Here is a 21,125-nt window from a genome sequence, read left to right as displayed (position 1 = left end):
CATGAGCGGGATCAAGAAACCACAGGAAAAGCCTGCCGTTGGGCGGTTTTGCTCTCATAGCAACAGGTTGCCCCGCTCCTCCTCGGTCAACTGCGCCTTCGCCCGTTCGTCCAGCGCCCCCGCGCCCAGCACCTGCACCGGGCTCTGGCGGTTGTACTGGGGATTGAGGCTCGCCCCGTCCTGGCCCGGCACCAGCCGCTCGCCGCCGAAACCCAGCACCTGCACGGTGATCACCGAAGGCTGGCGCTGCCTGGACGCGGCCTGCTGCTGGCGGCCCGCCTCTTCGGCAGCCTGGCTGGCCGACGATGCCGCGGCACTGGCCGAGGCGATCGCCCCAGTGTTCACCGAGGCCACCACCGGCATGCCCTTGGCATCGCCCTGGACCTGGATGTTGGCGGCGTTGACCACCTGCAGCGCGGCGATGTTGACGTTGCCGGACACACGGATCCCGGCCTCGCCAGCATCGATGGTGCCCAGCGGCGCGATCAGGTCGATATCCCCCGGTGGCACCTCGGCGATCGGATTGAGCGTGGCGATGCCGGCGCCGGTGCTCGGCACGCTCGGCGCCAGGCCGACGTTGCCCCAGCGGTCGTAGGTGCGCTTGGGCGGGGTGTAGACCACGGTGGTCTTCGAACCGCGACCGGCGTTGATGTCGCCCTGGGCCGACCAGCCGAGAATCGAGCCGCCGAAGGTGGTCATGATCCGGCTCTGGCCGAGCAGGATGCTGCCTTGAGAATACAGCTGGATGTTGCCGCTGCCCTGGGTGATCACCCCGGCGGTGGACGGCGGGGCCTCGCCTTCGATGCCGAACACTTGCTGGCCACCGGGCGTCAGTACCTGGATATCGCCGCCGAAGTCGGTGTGGATGCCCGCACCGCCGTAGAAGGTGGCGCTACCGCCATAGCGGATCGGGTTGCCGGCCACATCGCGCTCCGGGAACAACGCGGCGATCGCCTGGCGACCGCGCAGGTAGCTGCCGCTGCGCGGGCCGTCGACGTCGTTGTATTCGCGGCCACCTTCGCGCAGTTCGCTGAAGTACACCTGCCGGGCGAAGATGCGCTGCTGCTCGGCAGGCAGCGTGGCGAGAAATGCCCGGCCCGCCTCGGCGTCCCCCTCGAAGGCAAAGCGCGCGCGCAGCCAGGCCAGCAGGTCCTGGTCGTAGACCTTGACGACCTGGCCCGGTTGCCCTGCCAACGACCGGGAAGGGTCGGCCAAGTGTTGCGGATCCAGGTAGCGTGCCAGCAGGCCGGCGTAGTCCGGCCCCTGCTTGCCGGCCCCGACGATGATGGCGATGGCCGCGCCATCGTTACCGGCGCCACTGCCGCCGACCCGACCGATACTGGTGATCGCCGCCTCCTGATAGGCCGAGTCGACACCCGATCCGGACTGGTACAGGTTGCGCCCGGCGACCACCTCGAGCTGGCCGGGGCCGGCGATATTGAAGGTGCTCAGGCGGATGTCGCGACCGGCACTGACCAGCGAGACATCCTGGCTGTCGCCATGGATGATGAGGTTGCCGTGGGACAGGTTGTTGCCACCCTCGCCACCGGCCACCAGGCCGCCGGCCGCCTGGCGCTGGCTGCCCAGCACGGTGCCGGCGTTGACGATGTCGCGACCTGCCATGATGCGCAGCGGGCCGCTGCCCTGGTAGAGCTTGAGCCCGAGCACGGGATAATCGATGACCTCGCCGGTGTTCAGCCCGACGATGTCGCCATCCAGCGCATAGAACCGTACTGGCTGCGCAGGCTGCACCCGGCTTTCGACATAGGTGTTGACGCCGAAACTGTAGAGCGGACTTTCCCGGACATTGCGCGGCAGGTCGCCGTGCAGGTTGGTCGACAGCACGAGGTTGCCGGTACTGGTGCCCAGGAATGCGGGGCGCCACGGCGTAGGCAGCGCCGAAGCGTCGGTGCCCGCCTGGCTGACTGTGTAGCCGCCGGCATAGATCGAGTCCCCCGCGAGCAACTGCAAGCGCGTGTTGGCCGAAGGCGCGGTCATCAGGCTCTCCGGCGAGGCCTGGCTCGCCGAGCTGCGTACCGAGTCGCCATAGTACAGGCTGCCATTGACCGCGGTGGCGCTGAGCGCGGTCGGATAGAACACGCGGCCGCCATGGATCGCCAGGTTGCGGGTCGCGACACTGGCACGGTTGTGAACGTTCGGTGCCAGGTCGCCACCCAGGCTGATCAGTTCGATAGCGGTCTGCGCAGTCCACAGCGAGAACCAGCTGTTGCCGCGCCCACTCATCCGCGTGCCACTGTCGGCAGTGAACGGCGTGCTGTTGAACGTCGGCACCCGGCCCGGATCACCTACCCCCTGCAGCACCAGGTCGCCGCGGCTGAGCAGGCGCACGCCGCTGTCACCCGGCATCAGCGTGACGCCGCCCCAGGCCTTGGCCCGGGTTGCGGTGTAGGGGTCGTAGGCACGCGATTCGCTGTTGTCCTGCTCGATGCCGTAGCTGCCGTAGATCGACTGCAACAGACCGATATTGGCCGCCTCCACCTGCAAGGCGCCGCGCAGGTTGACCAAGGTTCCCTGCAGGTCCATCTGGGCGTCCGCGGCCGTGATCGCGGCCAGCCCCGGGTTGAGTCCGCCACCGACACGCAGGTCAAGGTCGCCACCGCCGGTCTGTACCAGGCGCCCATCGGCGTCCACCCGGCCGCTGCTGGCGACCACCAGGTTCAGGCCCTGGCTGCGCTCGACGCTGGAAAGGTCGGCGCCGCTGGCCTGCAACAGGCCGGCCGCGCCCGCCACCCGCACATCCAGATTGCCGCCACCCAGTGTGCCGATACCGGTGAAACCGACCAGGTAAGGCAGCCCGGGCGCGCTGGCCGGGTCCTGGGCGAAACTGCCGAAATTGAGCCACCATGCACCTGGCGTGCCGACGTCGGTCTGCCCCTGGCGCCACAGCCAGTTGCCGACAGCCGCCGAAGCGGTCTGACGCCGCGTCTGCTGCTCGGTGGCCTTGGGCCCGACCAGGTTGCCGGTCAGGTCACCGCCAGCGGCGATCAACAGGTTGCCGCCCTGCTGTGGATACCAGGCCCGGTACTGGCCGGTGGTCGATTCGTAGGCCGCGCCCAGGGCGCCAAGCACGCTGCCATCGGCCTGGCGACCGCGGGCCAGCTGATGCGGATCGATGCCTTGCTCGAGCAGGGCCGGCGCCTGGGTACCGGCGGTGTAGACCCCATACAGCGAGTCCATGCGCCAGTCGCCGGCACTGAGCAGTTCAAGGTCGCCGGTACCGGTGCGCAAGACGCTGTACAGCTGGGTCTGCGGGGTGATCTCGGCCTTGGTGACGCCGCCCGGCGTTTCGACCTTCAGGCACCAGGTCGGCCGGGCGGTACACAGCGCCAGCAGGTTGGAGGGCACCGGTTGGCCGGGTACCCGCCCAACCGCCAGGTTGGTCCAGAAATAGCTGATGACGGGTTTTGAAGTCTCGATCACCCGCGTGGCGATGTAGTGCTGGTCGGCCAGGCGCAATGCGCCGGCGTCCGGCTCCGGGCGGGTGATGCGGCTGTCGGCGGCGCCCAGGTCGGCGCCGGCCACCAGGCGCATCGACCAGGATTGCGAGCCCTCCGGCAGCATCTGCCCAAGCGCCCAGTTGCGTCCCTGCTGGCCGGCGACCTCCTGGCGCAGGTCGACCCAGAACACACCTGTGGGCAGCTTGACGTCGGTGCCTGCCGGCAGCAGCGCGCCCACCGCCAGCGCCAGGGCGCCACGCTGGGTCAGCCCTCCCACAGGCAGGGCAGCGCCCTTGCGCCAGACCCCGCCGCGCACCGCCACGCTTACCGGCAGGCGGCTGCCGGCATCCAGCCGGGTATCGGCGGTGAGAGTCACCGCCTGGTCGAGCAAGGTGCCGGCGGCATACAGGAGATTGCCGGAAGCATCGCGCACGGCGGCATCAAGCACGGTACCGGCGGGCAGGGTCACGGCGCTGGCCAGGGTCAACACGCTGGGCAAGCGGGTGTTGGCCGGCAGCGAGGTGTCGGCGAACGGCAGGTCGAAATTCAGCGTGCTGCCCGCAGGGTAGCGCGTGCCAGCGGCCAGTTCGACACCGCTGCGTGGAATCACCAGGTCACTGTCGAACGGCTGCTTGCCGGGAATCAGGATCCAGCCACGGCCATCCATGCGTTCGCTGCCGGTGGCCAGTTCCGGCGGCAGGAAGCCGTCGCTGATGCTGCCATGGACTTCCAGGTTGCCGCCGGCACGCAAGGCCAGGTGGCCGACCTCGCCGGAACCGCGCAGGAGGGTCTGCGCCGTGGCCGGGTTGAGGCTGGCGTAACGATGCCCGGACAGGTCGAGGTCGCCGCGCACCACCAGGTCGGTCTGGCCATCGCGACTGGCGATCTCCACGCCGGGGCGCAGGTGCAGGGCCTTGGCGTAGGCAGCGTTGTTCAGGCCGGCCAGGCGGTTGTCGAGCAGGTCGCGGTTGGCCAGCGCGGCATTGACGAACAGCACGCTGCGCGCATGCTTGGCGTCGAGATAAGCCTGGTCGATGTACTGGTACGGTCGACCACTGGCCGCGGTGCCGCCATTCGGCGCGTCGGTATAGCGCTGCAGGCCGACCACGGCGATGGACTGCGCACCTTGGATGTCCAGCCTGCCACGGGCGTCGATGGCGATATCGCCGGCGATGTCGCCGCCCACGCGCGGCGCCGTCAATACCAGCGAGCCACGGGCACGGCCGTCGTGTTGCGCGGCGGCGGTGCCGTGGCGCAAGTCCAGGCGAACGCCGGGGCTCAGGGTCAGCAGCCCGTCGCCGCTGGCCAGCTCGATCTGCGCCCGGTTCGGCGCATCGATGATCGCGCCATTGCTGTCGACCCGCAGCAGGCTGCCATGGGCATCGAGCACGGCCCCGGCGGCCAGGGTCAGGCCATGCCCGGCCGCCAGGCGGATGCTGCCGACCTGGGCGCCGCTGGCATCGACGGTGCCGGCCACGGTCAACTGGCCGTTATCCAGCGAGAGGCTGATCTCTCGCGCCTTGAGCTCGCTGCCGATCGCCAGGTCGCCCTGGGTGATCTGGAAGCTGCGGGCGCCGAATACCTGATCGCGGTTAAGGCGCTGGTTGAGCCCGGCGAAATCGTCCACCTGGCGGGCACGGACCGCCACCGATCCCTCGGCGTACGGTATCCGCGTGCCACCGGCGTCATGATCGCCGCTGGCGCTGCCGAGGATCTGGCCCAGCAGGCTGACCTGCCCACCCAGGGCGGTGGCGCTCAGCCGGCCGGCGCGATTGTTGCGGGCACTGAGGTCAACCAGGCTGCCACTGGCCTGGCGGATGTCACCGGCCATGCTGGCCAGCAGCAGCTCGCCGCCCCAGCTGTACTGGGTCACGTCGTTGAAGGTCAGGCTGCGCCCGGCCAGGTCGATGCGCGAACCCTCCCCCAGGACCAGCGCCTGTTGCGCCGAGACGCTCAGCTTGCCGCTGGGCAGGCTGAAGGTACCGTCGAGGAGCACCTGCTGGCCACTGAGCGCGAGCTCCGCGCCCACGCCATCGCGGCCGCTGGCCAGCGCGCCGCCCCCACCGCCCACGCGCAACAGACCACCGGCGCTGATGCGGTTGATCGAACCAGCGCCGCCGGTCCACAACGGCGTCTCCACCAGCAGGTCGCCGCCGCTGTACTGGAAGCCGCCCTCGCCCTGCCAGGCGCCGCGCTGGTGGTACACCTGCAACGCCCCGCTGTGGTTGGCGCTGACCTGGCGGCTGGCGCGGATGTCGACCTGGCTGAAGCCCAGGGTCTGGCGGCTCATGCTGGCGGTGCCGTCGGGCTGGCTGGCCGGCCCGTAGCCGAAGGTCAGGTTTTCCACCCGCAGTTCGAGCACGCCGTCGCCACTGCCCGCGCCACCGGCGATGGGTGCGCCGGGCAGCGTACGGGCGCCGTTCCACACCAGGTTGGCGGTGTGGATGGTCGCCCGTTCGCTGGCCTGACCGAGGCCGTAGATAGCCGGCGTGCCGAGGATCAGTTGCTGCACGCGGTTGCGTCCGGTCAGCGGATCATAGGTGTCGAGCACGCTGTTGCCGAAGAAGTTCAACGAGTCGGCCGCCGTCAGCGACAGGGTCTGCAGGGCGGGAATGCCGCCCTCGGTGCTGCCCTGGAACAGGCGGTCGAGCACTTGCTGGTTGAGTGTCAGCCCCTGGCCCAGCACCCCGGCGCTGGCCGCGGCGGCCAGCGCGGCGCTGGAGCCGACGTTGATCCGGCCCACCGCCAGGCCCAGGTGGCGCGTGCCGAAGCTGACCTGGTCGTCGAGGTTGAAGGTACGGTCGGTCGCGGCGAACAGCGAGCCGTCCGAGTACAGGCGGGTCATACCCACGCAGTTGCCCGAGCTGCAGCCGCCAATGAGGATGCTGCCGGGGGCGAAGACATCGCCAGCCACCGATGGCAGCACGTCCAGGCGGCCGTTGGACAGCGCCAGCAGGCCGTGGGCGTTGGGGTCGATGAGGAAACCGTCATTGGCATCGAACGGCACCGCCCCCTGGCCCAGGGTGATGATACCGGCGCCCTGCTCGACGACGATGGCGCCACGCGCCCTGTCGGTGGCCAGGAACACCTCGCTGGCGCGCAGCTCGGCGCCACTGCGCACCAGGATGTCAGCGGTCGACTCCTTGAAGCGCACCATGTTGCCGCCCTGGCCGTAGAGCACCTCCGGACGGGCGCCGATGCTGAGTCGCGGCGCCTTGAGCGCGCTCAGGTCACTGGCGCGCAGCGCGACCCGATTGGGTTGCAGCCAGTCGCTGACCTGGCCGTCGGCGAGGATCTCGATGGCCTCCACGCCCAGTACCGCCACGCTGCCGCCACGCCCCTCACGGGCGGCGTCGAAGCGCGCCTGACCGGCAAAGCGGAATGCGGTCTCGGGGTCGGCATTGGGCTTCAGGCGCAGGGTCAGCCACTTGCCATCGGCCTCGAGCGCCGCCCGCGGAACACCCTTGGCCAAGGCGTCGGCCTTGACGAAGCTGGCGTAGGACATTTCGTTGTACTGGCTGTAGCGGCGCAGGGTGTCGGCCGCGGTGAGGATCACCTGCCCCGACAACGGCTGGCGGACATCGGTGTTGGCCACCGACAGGCTGCCCGAGGTGGTCCAGGAACCATTGCGCATGACCTGGCTGATACCTCGCTGGCCGGCCATGGCCAAGCCGTTGAGCTCGACACGGAAGGCGCCCGGCAACAGCGCGTAGCTGGCCGGCAGCAAGGTGTAGGTACCCGCCGCCAGCCCCGGGACGCCCTGGTCGAGGGTGATGCGCTGGCCGATGGCCGGGTCGGCCACGCCGGCTTCCCCGGCCAGCGGCGCGTAGTCGCCGACCTGGCCTGGGACGATGGCATAGACCGGGTTGCTCGACAGCGACGGCAGTACCAGGCGGCCATCGGCATCGAGCTGCATCAACGGATGGTAGCGGGCGTCGGTGGAGCCGCCGCGCCCGGAGACGAAGCCGGCACCGGTCAGTTCGCCGCCGCCGGCCAGGTCAATCAGCGCCCCGGCCTGCACATCGATGTGCTTGCCCGCCAGGACCACCCCGTGGTCGCTATCGCCGCTGCCGCCGATCAGGTTCACCGGCTTGCCGCCGTACAGGTAGCTCAGGCCATCGACGGTGCCACCGTAAGGCATGCGCAGCCCCGCCGCGCTGACCGAAGTGATGCTGCCGGGCAGCAGGCGCACATCCTGGCCGTTCTCGCCGGTATCCCCCAGCAGCACCTGCCCAAGCGGCGCCCGCACCACCCCGCCCTGCTCCACCGTGCCGGCGCCCAGGTGCAGGCGGCCGAACACCGACAGCGGCACGCCTGGCGTGGCCTCGCCGACCCGTCCGATCCGCAGGGTGGCGTCGCGGGTGCTCAGCACGCGAGCGTAGGCACCGCTCACCGGATACAGTTGCGCGGCCAGCAATTCAATATCGGCATTGCTGCTTAGCTGGGTCGGCAGCGAAGCTATGTCGCGGCCGAGGAAGCGGATATCCCCTTCACTGCGCAGGCGGGTCAGGGCAAAGCCCCGACGGTCGAACTCAAGCTGTCGCCCACCACTGAGGGCCAGGTTGCCGCGAGCGCCCAGGCTCAGTTCGTCGCGCACTTCGAGCAGGTTGGCCTCGACCTGCAACAGTGCGTTCGACGCCTGCTGCGACAGCCCGCCCTTGACCGTCGGGCGCACGGTCTGGTCGCCGCCCAGGTGGTTGCTGCCTGCCAGTCGCACGTAGGGCGCACGCAGGCGGATGCTGCTGTCGTTGGCACTGCCGTCGGCGAGCACCAGGGACCCGGCGTACAGTTGCAGACCCTGGGCCAGGTCCAGCGCCAGCGAGCCATCGAAGGCCAGCACCCCGTCGCTGAGCAGTGCCAGGTTGGCGAAACCACCGCGCTCGACGGTGTCCACATCCAGGCGCGCATGGCCATAGCGCAAGCGCTGGTCGGTACCGGCCCCACGGCCGAGTACCAGCTCGCGCGGCACGTTCAGGCCATCCTCCAGGCCATCCTTGCGGTACAGGCCGGTATCCAGGGCCACACCGAGGCTGCCGCCCGCCGCGCCGACACCGCCGGACCTGGCGCTGAGCGTGCCGTCAAGGCGCAGGCCATAGCTGGAGGCCAGGCTGATGCTGCCACCGGCGCTGGCCATTGCCAGTGGGCCCTGACCCCGGATGTCCAGCACGGCGCTGGCGCCATCAGCGCGCAAGCGGGCGCCACGGGCGATATCAACGAAGAGGTAGGCGCCGTCGCTGGTCCCCTTGGCGTGGTCGATCTGCCCACCAATGACGATGTTGCCGCCAGCGGTGACCCGCCCGTAGCGCCGGCCCTGGCTGTCGAGGGCGGTAAGCGCCTGGCCGGAGACATCGATCAACGCCTCGCCGCCCAGGCGGATCGCACGGTTGTGCAGGCTTTCCTGCACCCCGCTCCCCACCGTTTCGGGCAATGCCTGCAACAGGCTCACCTTGCCACCTGGAGCGAGCAGCGAACCGTCCAGGTTCAATTGCGCGGTACTGCTCAGGGCGATCGACTGCAACGGGTCGACACCGATGCTGGCGCCACGGCGCACTTCCAGCAGCGCGGCCTCACGGTCCGCCTGGACCAGGCGGGTATCGCCGGCGGAAAGGCTCAGGCTGGCACCGGCACGCAGGCCCAGCTCGCCCTTGATCGCGTTCTCGCGCACCAGCGGCGCCAGCCACAGGGTGGCCTGGTCGCCGACCGGCAGGCTGGCGTCGAGCAGTTCCACGGGCCGGGTGACCTGCACCTGGGCGCCTTCGACCACGGTCAACTGTCGCGTGCCACGTACGGTGTAATGGGCGAAGCCGCGGTTGAAGAAATCCTCGCCGAGGGACAAGGCGCTGGCGTCGGCCACACCGCCGATCCGCACGCGCTCGGCCTGCAGGTCAAGGGTGCCGGCGCCGTTGCTGCCATGGCCGCGCAGCTCGCCATCGAGGCGCAGGCGCCCGTCACCGCTGGCATTGAACACGCCGGCCTGCAACGTCAGGTTGCCGCCGCTGCCACCGCGCAACTGGTTGCGCTCACCGCGCACCACCCCGCCGGAAACATCCAGCACGCTGGCCTGCCCCAGCAGCACATCGCCGGAGCTGCGCAGCGACAGGCTGCCGCCGTTGCGCCAGGCCATGGTCCCTACATCTTCGCGGTCGCTGCGCGCACCACCGACATCCAGGCGCACGCCTTCGCCAACCAGCACCTGCGCACGCAATCCGGCCGGCGTGGCCAGGGCAATATCGCGCAGGTCGGCGCCGTCGCGCTGGCGCAGCACATCGCCCAACAGCATCTGCCCGCCCTTGGCGGTAAGGTCGGCCGCGACCCGCACCTGCGGCGCGTACAGGGTCAGTTGCCCGCCGTTGGCCAGGTTCAGCGCCTGGTCGACCTGCACCGACTCGCCGGCGGCAATGCTCAGGCCACCCAGCGCGAAACCGTTGAGCAATTCGCTGTCCAGCACCAGTCGCCCCCGCCGCTGCTCGTCCAACGGCGCCTGCAACTGCACATCGGCACTGGCGCCACGGTTGCCGCCACCCAGCGTCACCTGGCGCAGCACCGGGGTCAGGCTGAAGGCCAGGTCCTTGCTGTCGGTGAGGTAGCCTGGCAGCTGCTGGCCGATGACCAGCTGGGCGCCTCGGGCGCGAGCACTGTGGACCTGCTTGTAGCCATCCAGCCCGGCCACCGGCGCCTGCACCTGACGCTCGTCCTGCCAGGTCTCGCCGACCAGCCGGCCATCGAGCAATGCGCCCTGGGTGGCCACCACCAGGCTGCCGGCGTCGCGCCCGACGGTGTAGCCCTGTTCGAAGCGCTGCTGCGGCGCGATCAGCGGGTTGTAGAACACACGGGTCTGGGACCAGCGCGCCGAATGGTCCTCGAAGCCCTGGTACAGGCCGCTGTAGAGCAGGTCGCCCGGCGCCCGCGACAGCTCGTACAGGCGCCCGTCCTCGCCACGCAGCCAACTCTGGCGCACATAGCCGTCCTGCACCGCCAGGGTGCCGCCGGACAGGTTGATCTCGGCGCCGGCGCGGGTGACCAGGTCCTGGCCGGTGAAGGTCACGGTGCCGCCCTGGGCCATCCATTCACCCACGCCGTGGCTGCGCGTGCCCAGGTAGCCGCCCACCTCCAGCAGGCCACCCGCGGTGTACCAGCGGTCGCCAGCATGGCCATTGACACCGGCCGCCACATGCACCAGCTCGCGCACGTCGACCCACACATCGCTGTTGATCAGCCCGCCCTTGTCGCGGTTGCCGGCGGCATCGCGCTGCTCGTTGCCCTGGACATTGATCTTGATGACATTGCTTTGCATCGCCACCTTGACCCCGAGGGCGCCGGCCACATCGAGGCGCGCGCCATCGTCGACCAGGCTGCGCCGGCCGGCGCTGACCGCGATCTGGCCACCGGTGGCCAGGGTCAGCGAACCGTCCTGGAAGTGCACGGTGCCGCCGCTGACCACTTCCACCCGTGACTGCTCGGGACGGTCGATGACTGTGCTGAGGTTGTCGAAGCGCCCCGTGGCCAGGTTGCCGTTGCTGCCGTTGACCACCGCCCTCGAGGCTTCGCGCTGGCTGTCGAGCGCCGCGCTGTCGTCGAGCAGCACGGCGGTGACGCTGCCACGCTCGAAGCTGACGCTGCCGGTGGCATCGCTGGCGGCATTGAGCAGGTGGATGCTGCCGCGCCGATCCACCGAGGTGCTGGCCAGGATCACCCCCTGCTGGCGCACCTGGTGACCGGTCAGGGTGACATCGCCGCCACTGGCCTGGATCAGCCCGCTGTTGCTCACCGTGCCGGCGCTGCTGCCGGGCCTGAGGCTGCCCGCCACCTCATTGCCGCGGGTGGTCGAGTAGCGGTTGGCCTCGGTGCCCTGGCCGCGACGAATGTAGAAATCGTCCGCCGCCGCCAGGGTCGCCTGGCCCTTGCCGGCGATGATCTGGCCTTCGTTGCCCACCTCGCTGCCCAGCAACAGCACGTAGCCGCCAGCGCTGGTGGAGCTGCCCGGTTCCTGGGTACGAATCTGCGCGCCGCGCTCGACCAGCACCTTGCCGGCGGCATCGGTGAAGGTGGCCTGGCTGGCGCTGCTGTCGACGTAAAGCCCGCGCTGGCTGAACTGCTCGTCGCTGACCTGGGCGGCGGCGGCCACCAGGTTGCGCACGTTGACCTGGCTGGTGCCGTTGAACACCACGCCGTTGCGGTTGATCAGCATCACCGTGCCGGGCGCTTCGATCTGGCCATGGATCTGGCTCGGTCGTGCAGCCGGGTCATTGACCCGGTTAAGCACGGCCCAGTCTGCCTGCTGCTCGAAGCGCACGGTGGTGTCGCGGCCGACGTTGAAGGTCTCCCAGTTGAGGATGGCCTTGTCGGCGGTCTGCTCGATGCGCACCTGGGTCTTGCCGCCGGCCTGGCTCTGCTGCGGCGCCTTGGCATTGAGCCAGCCCTGGGTCAGCGGGTTCTCGTCGACCTTCAGGCCGCCATCGCCCAGGCCGTTGGGCACCACCTGCGGCTGCACCTGGGCCAGGGTCCGGCCATTGGCCTGGGCCGCCTGCTGGGCGGCGATGGCCGCCACCGTGTTGTTGAGGTTGTTCACCGAACGCTGGAACTGCTGGTTCAGGCGCTGCTGTTGGGCCAGGGGCGGTGGCGATCCCGGCAGCACCTGCCCCGCACCGCCGGCACCGCCGCCGCTCGGAGCACTTGAAGCACCCTTGGCGGCAAACCAGCCCGAACTGAACGGCTGCGCCGCGTGGGCGCTGCCCGCCAGCATCAGCAGGGCGATGGCCTGGGCCAGGGGCTTGAGCCGCGGCGGCTCGCCGCGACGCTGGATGGCGGAGGCTGAAAGGGCTGGCTTGGGCATGCCGCGCGACATCGCAGGGTTCCTTGTGCTGGTTCTCGAGATCAGGGGATGGCGGTCGTGATGCCGCTTTGCCATAAGGCGCTCCAGCCGCAGAGGGACCGAAGCTTTGTCATGCAAAGTTCATGGGGCTGGGGTATGGCGACCGCCTGCGCCCGCAATGCCGGTGCCGGCGCTCGTGCTGCCAGGTCGACGCAAAATAAAAAAACCCCGGCGTCACCCACGGGTGCCGCCAGGGTCCATGCCCACGGCCGAGGACGCGGGCCACCGGGGTTTTGCCTGTTACGAGCGACCGATACCGTTGCACACGTTGGTGTTGGCGATATCCAGGCCTTCGTTGCCGGCGTTGGTCAGGAAGGCTTTCTTGATTTCATCGGCGAAGGCGACCGGAACCGGCACGAAGGAGTGAATGCCGATGGCCAGGTCGTGGTTGCCGCTGTACAGGTCGTTGAGGAAGCCACGGATGGCGGTGGCATCGGCGGCGTCCTTGTAGCACTGGCCAACCAGCAGGTTGGTGTAGCCAACGATCGGGTAGCCCGTGGTTGGGACCGGCTTGTCGCTGGCGCCACGGCCGAAGGTGACAGCCCAGCTGGCCGGGTTGGCGCGGTTGGCGGTCGGGGCGGCGGCGCTGGCCAGGGCGGCCTGGGCGTTGTCGACGGTCGGCAGTACGGCGGTACCGCTGGCCAGCTTGCTGACACGGGCCACCTGGGCGTTGTTGGCGGTATCGACGAAGTCAGGGCTGACGTAGCCGATGGCGCCATCGGTAGCGTTGACGGCATTGATCACGTCAGCGCTGCCGGCCACGCCCTGCCAGGTGCTCGGCTCGGTGCCGACGTTGGCGCTGGTGAAGGTGCTGCTGACCGAGAAGGCGGTCGGGCAGCTGTCGTTGAGGAAGCGCGCCAGCAGCTCGGTGGTGCCGCTGCTGCCAGAACGGTAGATCACCTTGATCGGGGTGGTGTCGGCGGTGCCGAGCAGTTGGCCCCAGGTGGAGATGCTGCCGGAGAACACGCCGCACAACTGCGAAGCGTTGACCTGCAGGTCGCTGACACCGTTGCGGTGGTAAGGGATGGTGACGGTGGTGCCGACGGCCGGGATCTGGATCAACTTGCCCCAGGTGGCGGCGCGGTTAGTGTCGTAGGTCGAAAGTTCGCTGGCGCTGAGCACCGAGTCGGAACCGGCGAAGTCGACGTTGGTGCCGGCCGGCTGGTTGATCGACGCAGGGGCGTTGGTCAGGAAAGCGGTCTTGCCACCGCCGCTGCCCACGCCGGTGTAGCTGAAGCCGCTTGGCAGGATGCCTTCCCAGGTGGCGTTGCCGTTGTACAGCGGCTCAGGCAGGGTGGCTCCGCCACCGACAACAGCAGCCATGGATTGGGCCGAAGCCAGGGTAGCAGCCACCAGGGAGGCGGCGATCACAGTACGCTTAAACATGAAGCAATCTCCTATCGTCGTGTTCGTACGTTGAGTGGGTCGCGCATTGCTGTGTCCACAGGCTGCATACCCTGATCCAGAGGAGCTGGCGGCCTGTCCACGGAGGCAACATTCGCAGCTTGTGGTGACAGGCAAAGGAAAAAACATCGGGAGTTCGGCGGGGAAAAGCTCGGGTGTCGGCGGGTGGTTTCAGCGCTTGCGGCGCGCTGCCCAGGAGCCGGCGCAGGCAGTACGGGAGGGATCGAACCGGAGGATGGCGGCTCAGGTGCTCGGGAGCTTGGCCTGGGGAGAAAAAAACATTGCGCCAGTGCCGGCCACTTCACAGTGGCCGGCTGGTCATGGGCGGGTCTTCAGGGCGCGGCAACCTCGCTGGGCGTCGCCAGTTGCAGGATCTCGCTGGTGTAGGCCCACTCTTGCTGGACCTTGTCCGGGTGCTCGTTCAGGCGGATGCCGTAGGACGGAATGATCTGCTTGATCTTCGCCTGCCACTCGGGCGTGGCCACCTTGTCCTTGAACACCTTGTTCAGCAGGTCGAGCATGATCGGCGGCGCGGTCGAAGCGCCCGGCGAGGCGCCGAGCAGCCCGGCGATGCTGCCATCCTTGGACGTCACCACCTCGGTGCCCAGTTTCAGCACCCCGCCCTGGTTTTCGTCCTTCTTGATGATCTGCACCCGCTGGCCGGCCTGCCACAAGCGCCAATCTTCCTTCTTGGCCTCGGGGAAATAGGTCTGCAGCGCGGCGAAGCGGTCATCGTCGGACTGCATCAGCTGGCCGACCAGGTACTGCACCAGGTCGAACTCACGCACCCCGACCCGCACCATCGGCCAGGTGTTGTGCAGCGACATGCTGGCGAACAGGTCGAGCAGCGAACCTTCCTTGAGGAACTTGGTGGAGAAGGTCGCGAACGGCCCGAACAGGATCATGCGCTTGCCGTCGAGCACCCGGGTGTCCAGGTGCGGCACCGACATCGGCGGCGCGCCGGTGGCGGCGATGCCGTAGGCCTTGGCCATGTGACGCTGGGCGATGGCCGGGTTGTCGGTGACCAGGAACGAGCCGCCCACCGGGAAGCCCGCGTAGTCCTTGGCCTCGTCGATACCGGACTTCTGCAGCAACGGCAGCGCCGCGCCGCCGGCACCGATGAACAGGAACTTGGCGTCGGTGGTCGAGGTGCTGCCGTCCTTGAGGTTCTTGTACTCGACGTGCCAGCTGCCGTCGTCGTTGCGGGTGATGTCCTGCACCTCGCTGGACAGCTTGAGGTCGAAGTTGGGCCGGGTCTGCAGGTAGCCCACGTACTGGCGGGTGATCTCGCCGAAGTTGACGTCGGTGCCGATCGGCGTCCAGGTGACGGCGAGCTTCTGGTTGGGGTCGCGCCCTTCCATCATCAGCGGCACCCACTTGGCGATCTGCGCGTGGTCCTCGGAATACTGCATGGGTTTGAACAGCGGGCTGGCCTGCAGCGCCTCGTAGCGTTTCCTGAGGAAGCGGATGTTGTCGTCGCCCCAGACGAAGCTCATGTGCGGCGTGGTGTTGATGAACGAGCGCGGGTTCTTCAGCACCCCCTGCTTGACCTGCCAGGCGAGGAACTGGCGGGTGACCTGGAACGACTCGTTGATCTCCACCGCCTTGCTGATGTCGATCTTGCCGTCCTTCTCCGGGGTGTAGTTGAGCTCGGCCAGCGCCGAGTGGCCGGTGCCGGCGTTGTTCCAGCCGTTGGAGCTTTCCTCGGCGACCTTGTCCAGGCGCTCGACCATCTCCATCGACCAGCCCGGCTCCAGTTCGTTGAGCCAGACCGCCAGCGTGGAACTCATGATGCCGCCGCCCACCAGCAGCACATCGACCCGCTTGCTGTCGGCGGCGTGGGCGTGAAGGCCCAGGGCCAGGACCAGTGCCGCGACTGCCCACTTGGGCGTTTTGCTGATGTTCATGTGCTCTCCCGTGTTGGTCATTGCGTGCGCCTGCGGGATCAAGCTTAGCCGACTGATTTGATCGGGTATGGTCAGGATGCGTGTTATCGCCTGTACCGGCCCTATCGCGGGGCAAGCCCGCTCCCACGCTGGTGATGCCTGCAACTCTGCTCCCTGTAGGAGATCACACAGCCCTTCCGGGCTGCGCTGTCGCGCAGGGAACAGGGTTCCAGCGTGGGAGCGGGCTTGCCCCGCGATAGGGTACAAGCAGCCGATAATCGCCCGCTTTATACAGTCCACCATTTGACTAAACTAACCGGGTAGTACAATTATCGGGATATCCAAAAACAACAAAGCGATACCCCGTCATGACACCCCGAATCCTCGTGCTCAACGGCCCCAACCTCAACCTGCTGGGCACCCGCGAACCCACCCAATACGGCCACGAAACCCTCGCCGACCTGGCCCGTCTGTGCGCCGACAGCGCCGCCGAGCTGGGCCTGGAACTGGAGTTTCGCCAGACCAACCACGAAGGCGAGCTGCTCGACTGGATCCATGCCGCCCGTGGCCGCTGCCACGGCATCCTGATCAACCCCGCCGCCTGGACCCACACCTCGGTGGCCATCCGCGACGCCCTGGTGGCCAGCGAGCTGCCGGTGATCGAGGTGCACTTGTCCAACGTGCACAAGCGCGAGCCGTTCCGTCACCTGTCGTTTGTCTCCAGCATCGCCGTGGGGGTGATCTGCGGCCTCGGCAGCCAGGGCTACCGCATGGCCCTGAGCTACTTCAGCGAACACCTGCGCGAGCACGCGGCATGAACGGCCCGGGCATCCTCGCCGGCCTCATCGGCCGTGGCATCCAGGCTTCGCGCACCCCGGCGCTGCACGAGCATGAAGGCGACGCCCAGGCGCTGCGCTACCTGTACCGGCTGATCGACGCCGACCAGCTGGGCCTGGACGACAGCGCCCTGCCCGCCCTGCTGGATGCCGCCGAACGCACCGGTTTCACCGGGCTCAACATCACCTTCCCGTTCAAGCAGGCGATCCTGCCGCTGCTTGACGAACTGTCGGACGAAGCCCGCGGCATTGGCGCGGTGAACACCGTGGTGCTGCGCGAGGGCCGACGGGTGGGCCACAACACCGACTGCCTGGGCTTCGCCGAAGGCTTGCGACGCGGCCTGCCCGGCGTCGCGCGGCGTCAGGTGGTACAGCTGGGCGCGGGCGGCGCGGGCGCGGCAGTGGCCCATGCGCTGCTGGCCGAAGGTGTCGAGCGCTTGCATTTGTTCGAAGTGGACCAGAGCCGCGCCCGGGCGCTGGTGGACAATCTCACCCAGCGTTTCGGCGCCGGTCGCGCCGTGCTCGGCGAGGACCTGGCCAGCGCGGTGGCCGACGCAGATGGCCTGGTCAACACCACGCCCGTGGGCATGGCCAAGCTGCCCGGTACCCCCTTGCCGCCCACGCTGCTGCACCCACGGCTGTGGGTGGCGGAGATCATCTACTTCCCCCTGGAGACCGAGCTGCTGCGCCATGCCCGGGCCCTGGGCTGCCGCACCCTGGACGGTGGCACCATGGCAGTGTTCCAGGCGGTCAAGGCATTCGAGCTGTTCAGCGGGCGCCCGGCCGATGCCGAGCGCATGCAGGCGCACTTCGCCAGCTTCTAGCAAGCCCGCGCTTGCGCAATCTGGGCTGCTGCGCAGCGAAGCGATGCAGCCCTCAGGTCCCCACCACCGCACCGATGAAGTTGGCCAGTTCCGCCGTGCGCGGCGCGGCGAACACTTCGCGTGGGTTGCCGGTCTCGTGCACCTTGCCCTGGTGCATGAACACCAGCTTGTCGCCCACCTCGCGGGCAAAGCGCATCTCGTGGGTGACCATGACCAGGGTCATGCCCTCCTTCGCCAGCTGGCGCACCACGCCCAGCACCTCGTTGACCAGTTCCGGGTCCAGCGCCGAGGTGATCTCGTCGCACAGCAGCACCTTGGGCGACATGGCCAGCGCCCGGGCGATGGCCACCCGCTGCTGCTGTCCGCCGGAAAGGCGGTCGGGGTAGGCGTCGATCTTGTCGCCCAGCCCTACCCGCTCCAGCATCCGCTCGGCCAGTTGGCGCGCCTCGGCCCTGCCGGCCTTCTTCACCACCTGGGGCGCCAGCATCACGTTCTCGCCCACGGTCAGGTGCGGGAACAGGTTGAACTGCTGGAACACCATGCCGACCTTCTGGCGCAGCGCGCGCAGGTCGGCACGGCCGGCGTCGAGGTACTCGCCATCCACCTCGATCACCCCGTCGCTGATCGACTCCAGGCCATTGAGGGTGCGCAGGAAGGTGCTCTTGCCCGAGCCACTGCGGCCGATGATGGCCACCACCTCGCCCTCCTCGATGCTCAGGTCGACCCCCTTGAGCACGTGGTTGTCGCCGTAGTATTTGTGCAGCGCGGACACTCTAAGCAGGGGCATGCAGCCTCCTTTCCAGGTAACGGGCGCTCAGCGAGAGCGGGTAGCAGAGGATGAAGTAGCCCACGGCCACCAGGCCGTAGATCAGGAATGGCTCGAAGGTGGCATTGGCCAGCATGCCGCCGGTCTTGGTCAGCTCGGTGAAACCGATGATCGAGGTGACCGCGGTGCCCTTGACCACCTGCACCGAGAAACCCACGGTCGGGGCGATGGCAATGCGCAGGGCCTGGGGCAGGATCACATGGCGCAACTGCTCCAGGCGGCTCATGGCCAGGCTGCCGGCGGCCTCCCACTGGCCCCGTGGGATCGCCTCCACGCAGCCACGCCAGATCTCGGCGAGAAAGGCGCTGGTGAACAAGGTCAGGGCGATGGCCGCGGCCATCCACGCCGACACGTCGATGCCGAACAGGGCGATGCCGAAGAACACCATGAACAGCTGCATCAGCAGCGGCGTGCCCTGGAACAGCTCGATGAACGCGCGCGCGGCTCCGCGCAGCAGTGGCCGGTCACTGATCCGCGCCACCAGCAAGATCAGCCCGGCGACGCTGCCGCAGGCGAACGCCACCAGCGACAGCAGCAAGGTCCACTGCAACCCGGTCATGAGGTTGCGCACGATATCCCACAAGGTGAAGTCCATTCAGCGTCTCCCCATCAGCATGCGCTGGCCGATCCAGGCCAGCAGCTGGCGCACGGCGATGGCCATCAACAGGTACAGCAATGTGGTCAACAGGTAGGTCTCGAAGGCGCGGAAATTGCGCGACTGGATGAAGTTGGCAGCAAACGACAGCTCTTCGGTGGCGATCTGCGAACACACTGCCGAACCGAGCATGACGATCACGATCTGGCTCGACAGCGCTGGCCACACCTTGGCCAGGGCCGGTTGCAACACCACGTGGCGAAACGCCTCGAAGCGGCTCAACGCCAGCGCGGCCGAGGCTTCGAGCTGGCCCTTGGGGATCGCCTGGATGCCGGCGCGGATGATCTCGGTCGAGTAGGCACCCAGGTTGATCACCATCGCCAGTACCGCCGCCTGCCATTCACTCAGGCGCACGCCCAGCGCCGGCAGGCCGAAGAAGATGAAGAACAGCTGGACGATGAACGGCGTGTTGCGGATCAGCTCGACGTACAGCCCGAACAGCGCGTCGAACGGCCGCAGGTGCCAGGCCCGGGTCACCGCGCCGAGCACGCCGATGGCGACCCCAAGCACGGTGCCGACCAGGGTCAGCTCCAGGGTGAACAGCATGCCCCGCAGCAACAGGTCGCCCTGCGCCAGCACCGGGGCGAAGTCGAATTGATAGGCCATCGCTCAAGTGCTCAGAGATCGGCCGGCAGCGGCTGCTTGAGCCACTTCTCGGCGTTGCGGTTCAGGCTGCCGTCAGTCCTGGCGGCGTCGAGGGTGGCGTTGACCTTCTGCAAAAGCGCCGGCTCGTTCTTGGCCAGGCCCACGTAGACCGGGGAGTCCTTGAGCTTGATCTTGAGCACCGGCACCTTGGCCGGGTTCTTTGCGGCGATGGCGGCCATCACCACGCTGCCGCTGGCGATCAGTTCGACCTGGCCGGACAGGTAGGCGGCGATGGTCGAGTTGTTGTCCTCGAAACGCTTGATGATCGCGCCCTTGGGCGCCACGGCACTGAGTTCCATGTCCTCGATGGCGCCGCGGGTGACGCTGATGGTCTTGCCGGCCAGGGCTTCGATCGCGTCGACCGGTGCCTCGGCCGGGCCGAACACCGCCAGGTAGAACGGCGCATAGGGGCGCGAGAAGTCGATCACCGCGGCGCGCTCGGGGTTCTTGCCCAGGCTCGAGATCACCAGGTCGACCTTGCCGGTGGTAAGGAACGGGATGCGGTTGGTGCTGTTGACTGGGGTCAGGGCCAGCTTGACGCCAAGCTTGTCGGCCAGCAGTTGCGCGGTGTCGATGTCCAGGCCGCGGGGCTTGAGGTCCGGGCCGACCGAGCCGAACGGCGGGAAGTCCTGGGGCACGGCAACCTTGAGCACGCCGCGGGCGGTGATGTCGGCCAGCGCGTCGGCCTGGGCCAGGGGCATTGCCAGAGGGGTGGCGCAGAACAGGGTGGCCAGGAACAGGGAGCGGAACGTCTTCATCGAAAGGCCTCGCAGGAGTCCGGAAAGGGGCTGCGATGCCAGTGCACGGGCCATGCCAGCCTAGGGCAAAACACCTGTGAGCGGCGTGGCGCAAGGCGCCGATCAGGTCTTACTGGTCTGAACAGTGGTGAGCTCGAAGCATCCTGCGCCCCGCTTTCGCGCAACGGCCGCAGGGCCTGCGCCAGGACGAGGCAAGGCTTGCCACGCCGTGCCGATTGCCCGTAAAAGGGAGGCCATCGCCCTCAGACCGGTCTGAACAGCATGCTCGCCACCGCCACGCGCCCCGTCCCGGAAATCGCCCTGCAGGCCATCCGCCAACTGATCGAGCGGGACGGCTACCAGCCCGGCGACGCCCTGCCTTCGCAGCGCGACCTGGCCGAACGCCTTGGCGTGAGCCGGGCGTCGCTGCGCGAGGCATTGTCGTCGCTCAGCGCCCTGGGACTGGTCAGCGTGCAACCGGGCAAGGGCGTGTTCGTCCAGGCTCCGGCCACCGGCCAGCCATCGCCGGGCGGCTTCGCCTGGCCCTATGCCGAACAGGTCTCGGCCGCCGACACCTTTCAGCTGCGCTACGCCCTGGAAGGCTTCGCCGCCGGCCAGGCGGCCTTGGCGTTGACCGCCGATGACCTAGACGCGTTGCAGGCCAACGTCGAGGCAATGGCCGTGGAGTTGCGCGCCGGGCGCTTCGAGGCCGCCGCACGCCTGGACTTCGCCTTTCACCAGCAACTGCTGCAGGCCAGCGGCAACCGCGCGATGCTGCAGGTGATCACCGCCAGCCAGGATATTTTCCTGGAAAGTCAGAAGCTGCCGTTCATCCGCCCCGAGCGGGCCATGGAAACCTGGCAGGAGCACCGCAAGATCCTCCGCGCCCTCGCCCGCCGCTCCCAGGCCGGCGCGCAACGGGCGATGCAGGAACACATCCGCAACGCTGCGGCGCGCACCGGGGTGGTGTTCGCCGGTTGAG

At 68.4% G+C, this 21,125-nt stretch carries 10 protein-coding genes; 3 read left to right on the top strand and 7 right to left on the bottom strand.

All coding sequences use genetic code 11. The features are described 5' to 3' along the window. Window positions 1-54: 54 nt before the first annotated feature. The 3 genes from K2O50_RS10645 to mqo all read right to left on the bottom strand — a co-directional run bounded on the left by K2O50_RS10645 (window position 55) and on the right by mqo (window position 15,641). Window positions 55-12,291, bottom strand: a complete 12,237-nt coding sequence (locus K2O50_RS10645; RefSeq protein WP_050706193.1) for a filamentous hemagglutinin family protein — start codon at window positions 12,289-12,291, stop codon at window positions 55-57. 279 nt (window positions 12,292-12,570) lie between these two features. Continuing rightward, window positions 12,571-13,716 carry a substrate-binding domain-containing protein gene (locus tag K2O50_RS10640; protein WP_050706132.1) on the bottom strand — a complete coding sequence of 382 codons (1,146 nt, stop codon included), beginning with the start codon at window positions 13,714-13,716 and terminating at the stop codon, window positions 12,571-12,573. Between the two features lie 350 nt (window positions 13,717-14,066). Continuing rightward, a complete protein-coding gene (gene mqo, locus K2O50_RS10635) occupies window positions 14,067-15,641 on the bottom strand; it encodes a malate dehydrogenase (quinone) (protein ID WP_050706133.1) in 1,575 nt (524 codons plus the stop codon). A gap of 347 nt (window positions 15,642-15,988) precedes the next feature. Between mqo and aroQ the strand changes: the two genes are divergently transcribed. After that, on the top strand, window positions 15,989-16,438 hold the full coding sequence (gene aroQ / locus K2O50_RS10630) for a type II 3-dehydroquinate dehydratase (RefSeq protein ID WP_050706134.1): 450 nt from the start codon (window positions 15,989-15,991) through the stop codon (window positions 16,436-16,438). Beyond that, complete coding sequence (locus K2O50_RS10625) at window positions 16,435-17,280, top strand: shikimate dehydrogenase (RefSeq protein WP_050706135.1); 846 nt, start codon at window positions 16,435-16,437, stop codon at window positions 17,278-17,280. The genes aroQ and K2O50_RS10625 overlap by 4 nt, the downstream gene beginning before the upstream one ends. Window positions 17,281-17,332: 52 nt before the next feature. On the opposite strand, the gene K2O50_RS10620 is transcribed toward K2O50_RS10625, so the two are convergent. The 4 genes from K2O50_RS10620 to K2O50_RS10605 are packed head-to-tail and all read right to left on the bottom strand — an operon-like array spanning window position 17,333 to window position 20,164. Next, window positions 17,333-18,067 (bottom strand): amino acid ABC transporter ATP-binding protein, encoded by a 735-nt coding sequence (locus K2O50_RS10620; RefSeq protein ID WP_050706136.1) that lies wholly within the window; start codon window positions 18,065-18,067, stop codon window positions 17,333-17,335. Then, window positions 18,054-18,701 (bottom strand): amino acid ABC transporter permease, encoded by a 648-nt coding sequence (locus tag K2O50_RS10615; protein WP_050706137.1) that lies wholly within the window; start codon window positions 18,699-18,701, stop codon window positions 18,054-18,056. Before K2O50_RS10615 ends, K2O50_RS10620 begins: the two co-directional genes overlap by 14 nt. Next, a complete protein-coding gene (locus tag K2O50_RS10610) occupies window positions 18,702-19,367 on the bottom strand; it encodes an amino acid ABC transporter permease (RefSeq protein WP_050706138.1) in 666 nt (221 codons plus the stop codon). Window positions 19,368-19,378: 11 nt separating this feature from the next. Next, window positions 19,379-20,164, bottom strand: a complete 786-nt coding sequence (locus K2O50_RS10605) for a transporter substrate-binding domain-containing protein (RefSeq protein WP_050706139.1) — start codon at window positions 20,162-20,164, stop codon at window positions 19,379-19,381. 261 nt (window positions 20,165-20,425) lie between these two features. On the opposite strand from K2O50_RS10605, the gene K2O50_RS10600 reads away from it, so the two are divergent. Continuing rightward, complete coding sequence (locus tag K2O50_RS10600) at window positions 20,426-21,124, top strand: FadR/GntR family transcriptional regulator (RefSeq protein ID WP_050706140.1); 699 nt, start codon at window positions 20,426-20,428, stop codon at window positions 21,122-21,124. Window position 21,125 lies beyond the last annotated feature (1 nt).

The organism is Pseudomonas sp. 2hn (genome assembly GCF_019646095.1).
In the GTDB taxonomy this organism is placed as follows: Bacteria; Pseudomonadota; Gammaproteobacteria; order Pseudomonadales; family Pseudomonadaceae; genus Aquipseudomonas; species Aquipseudomonas peradeniyensis.
The sequence above is the reverse complement of the archived record's forward strand: the minus strand, read 5'-3'. Positions and strand labels throughout refer to the sequence as shown.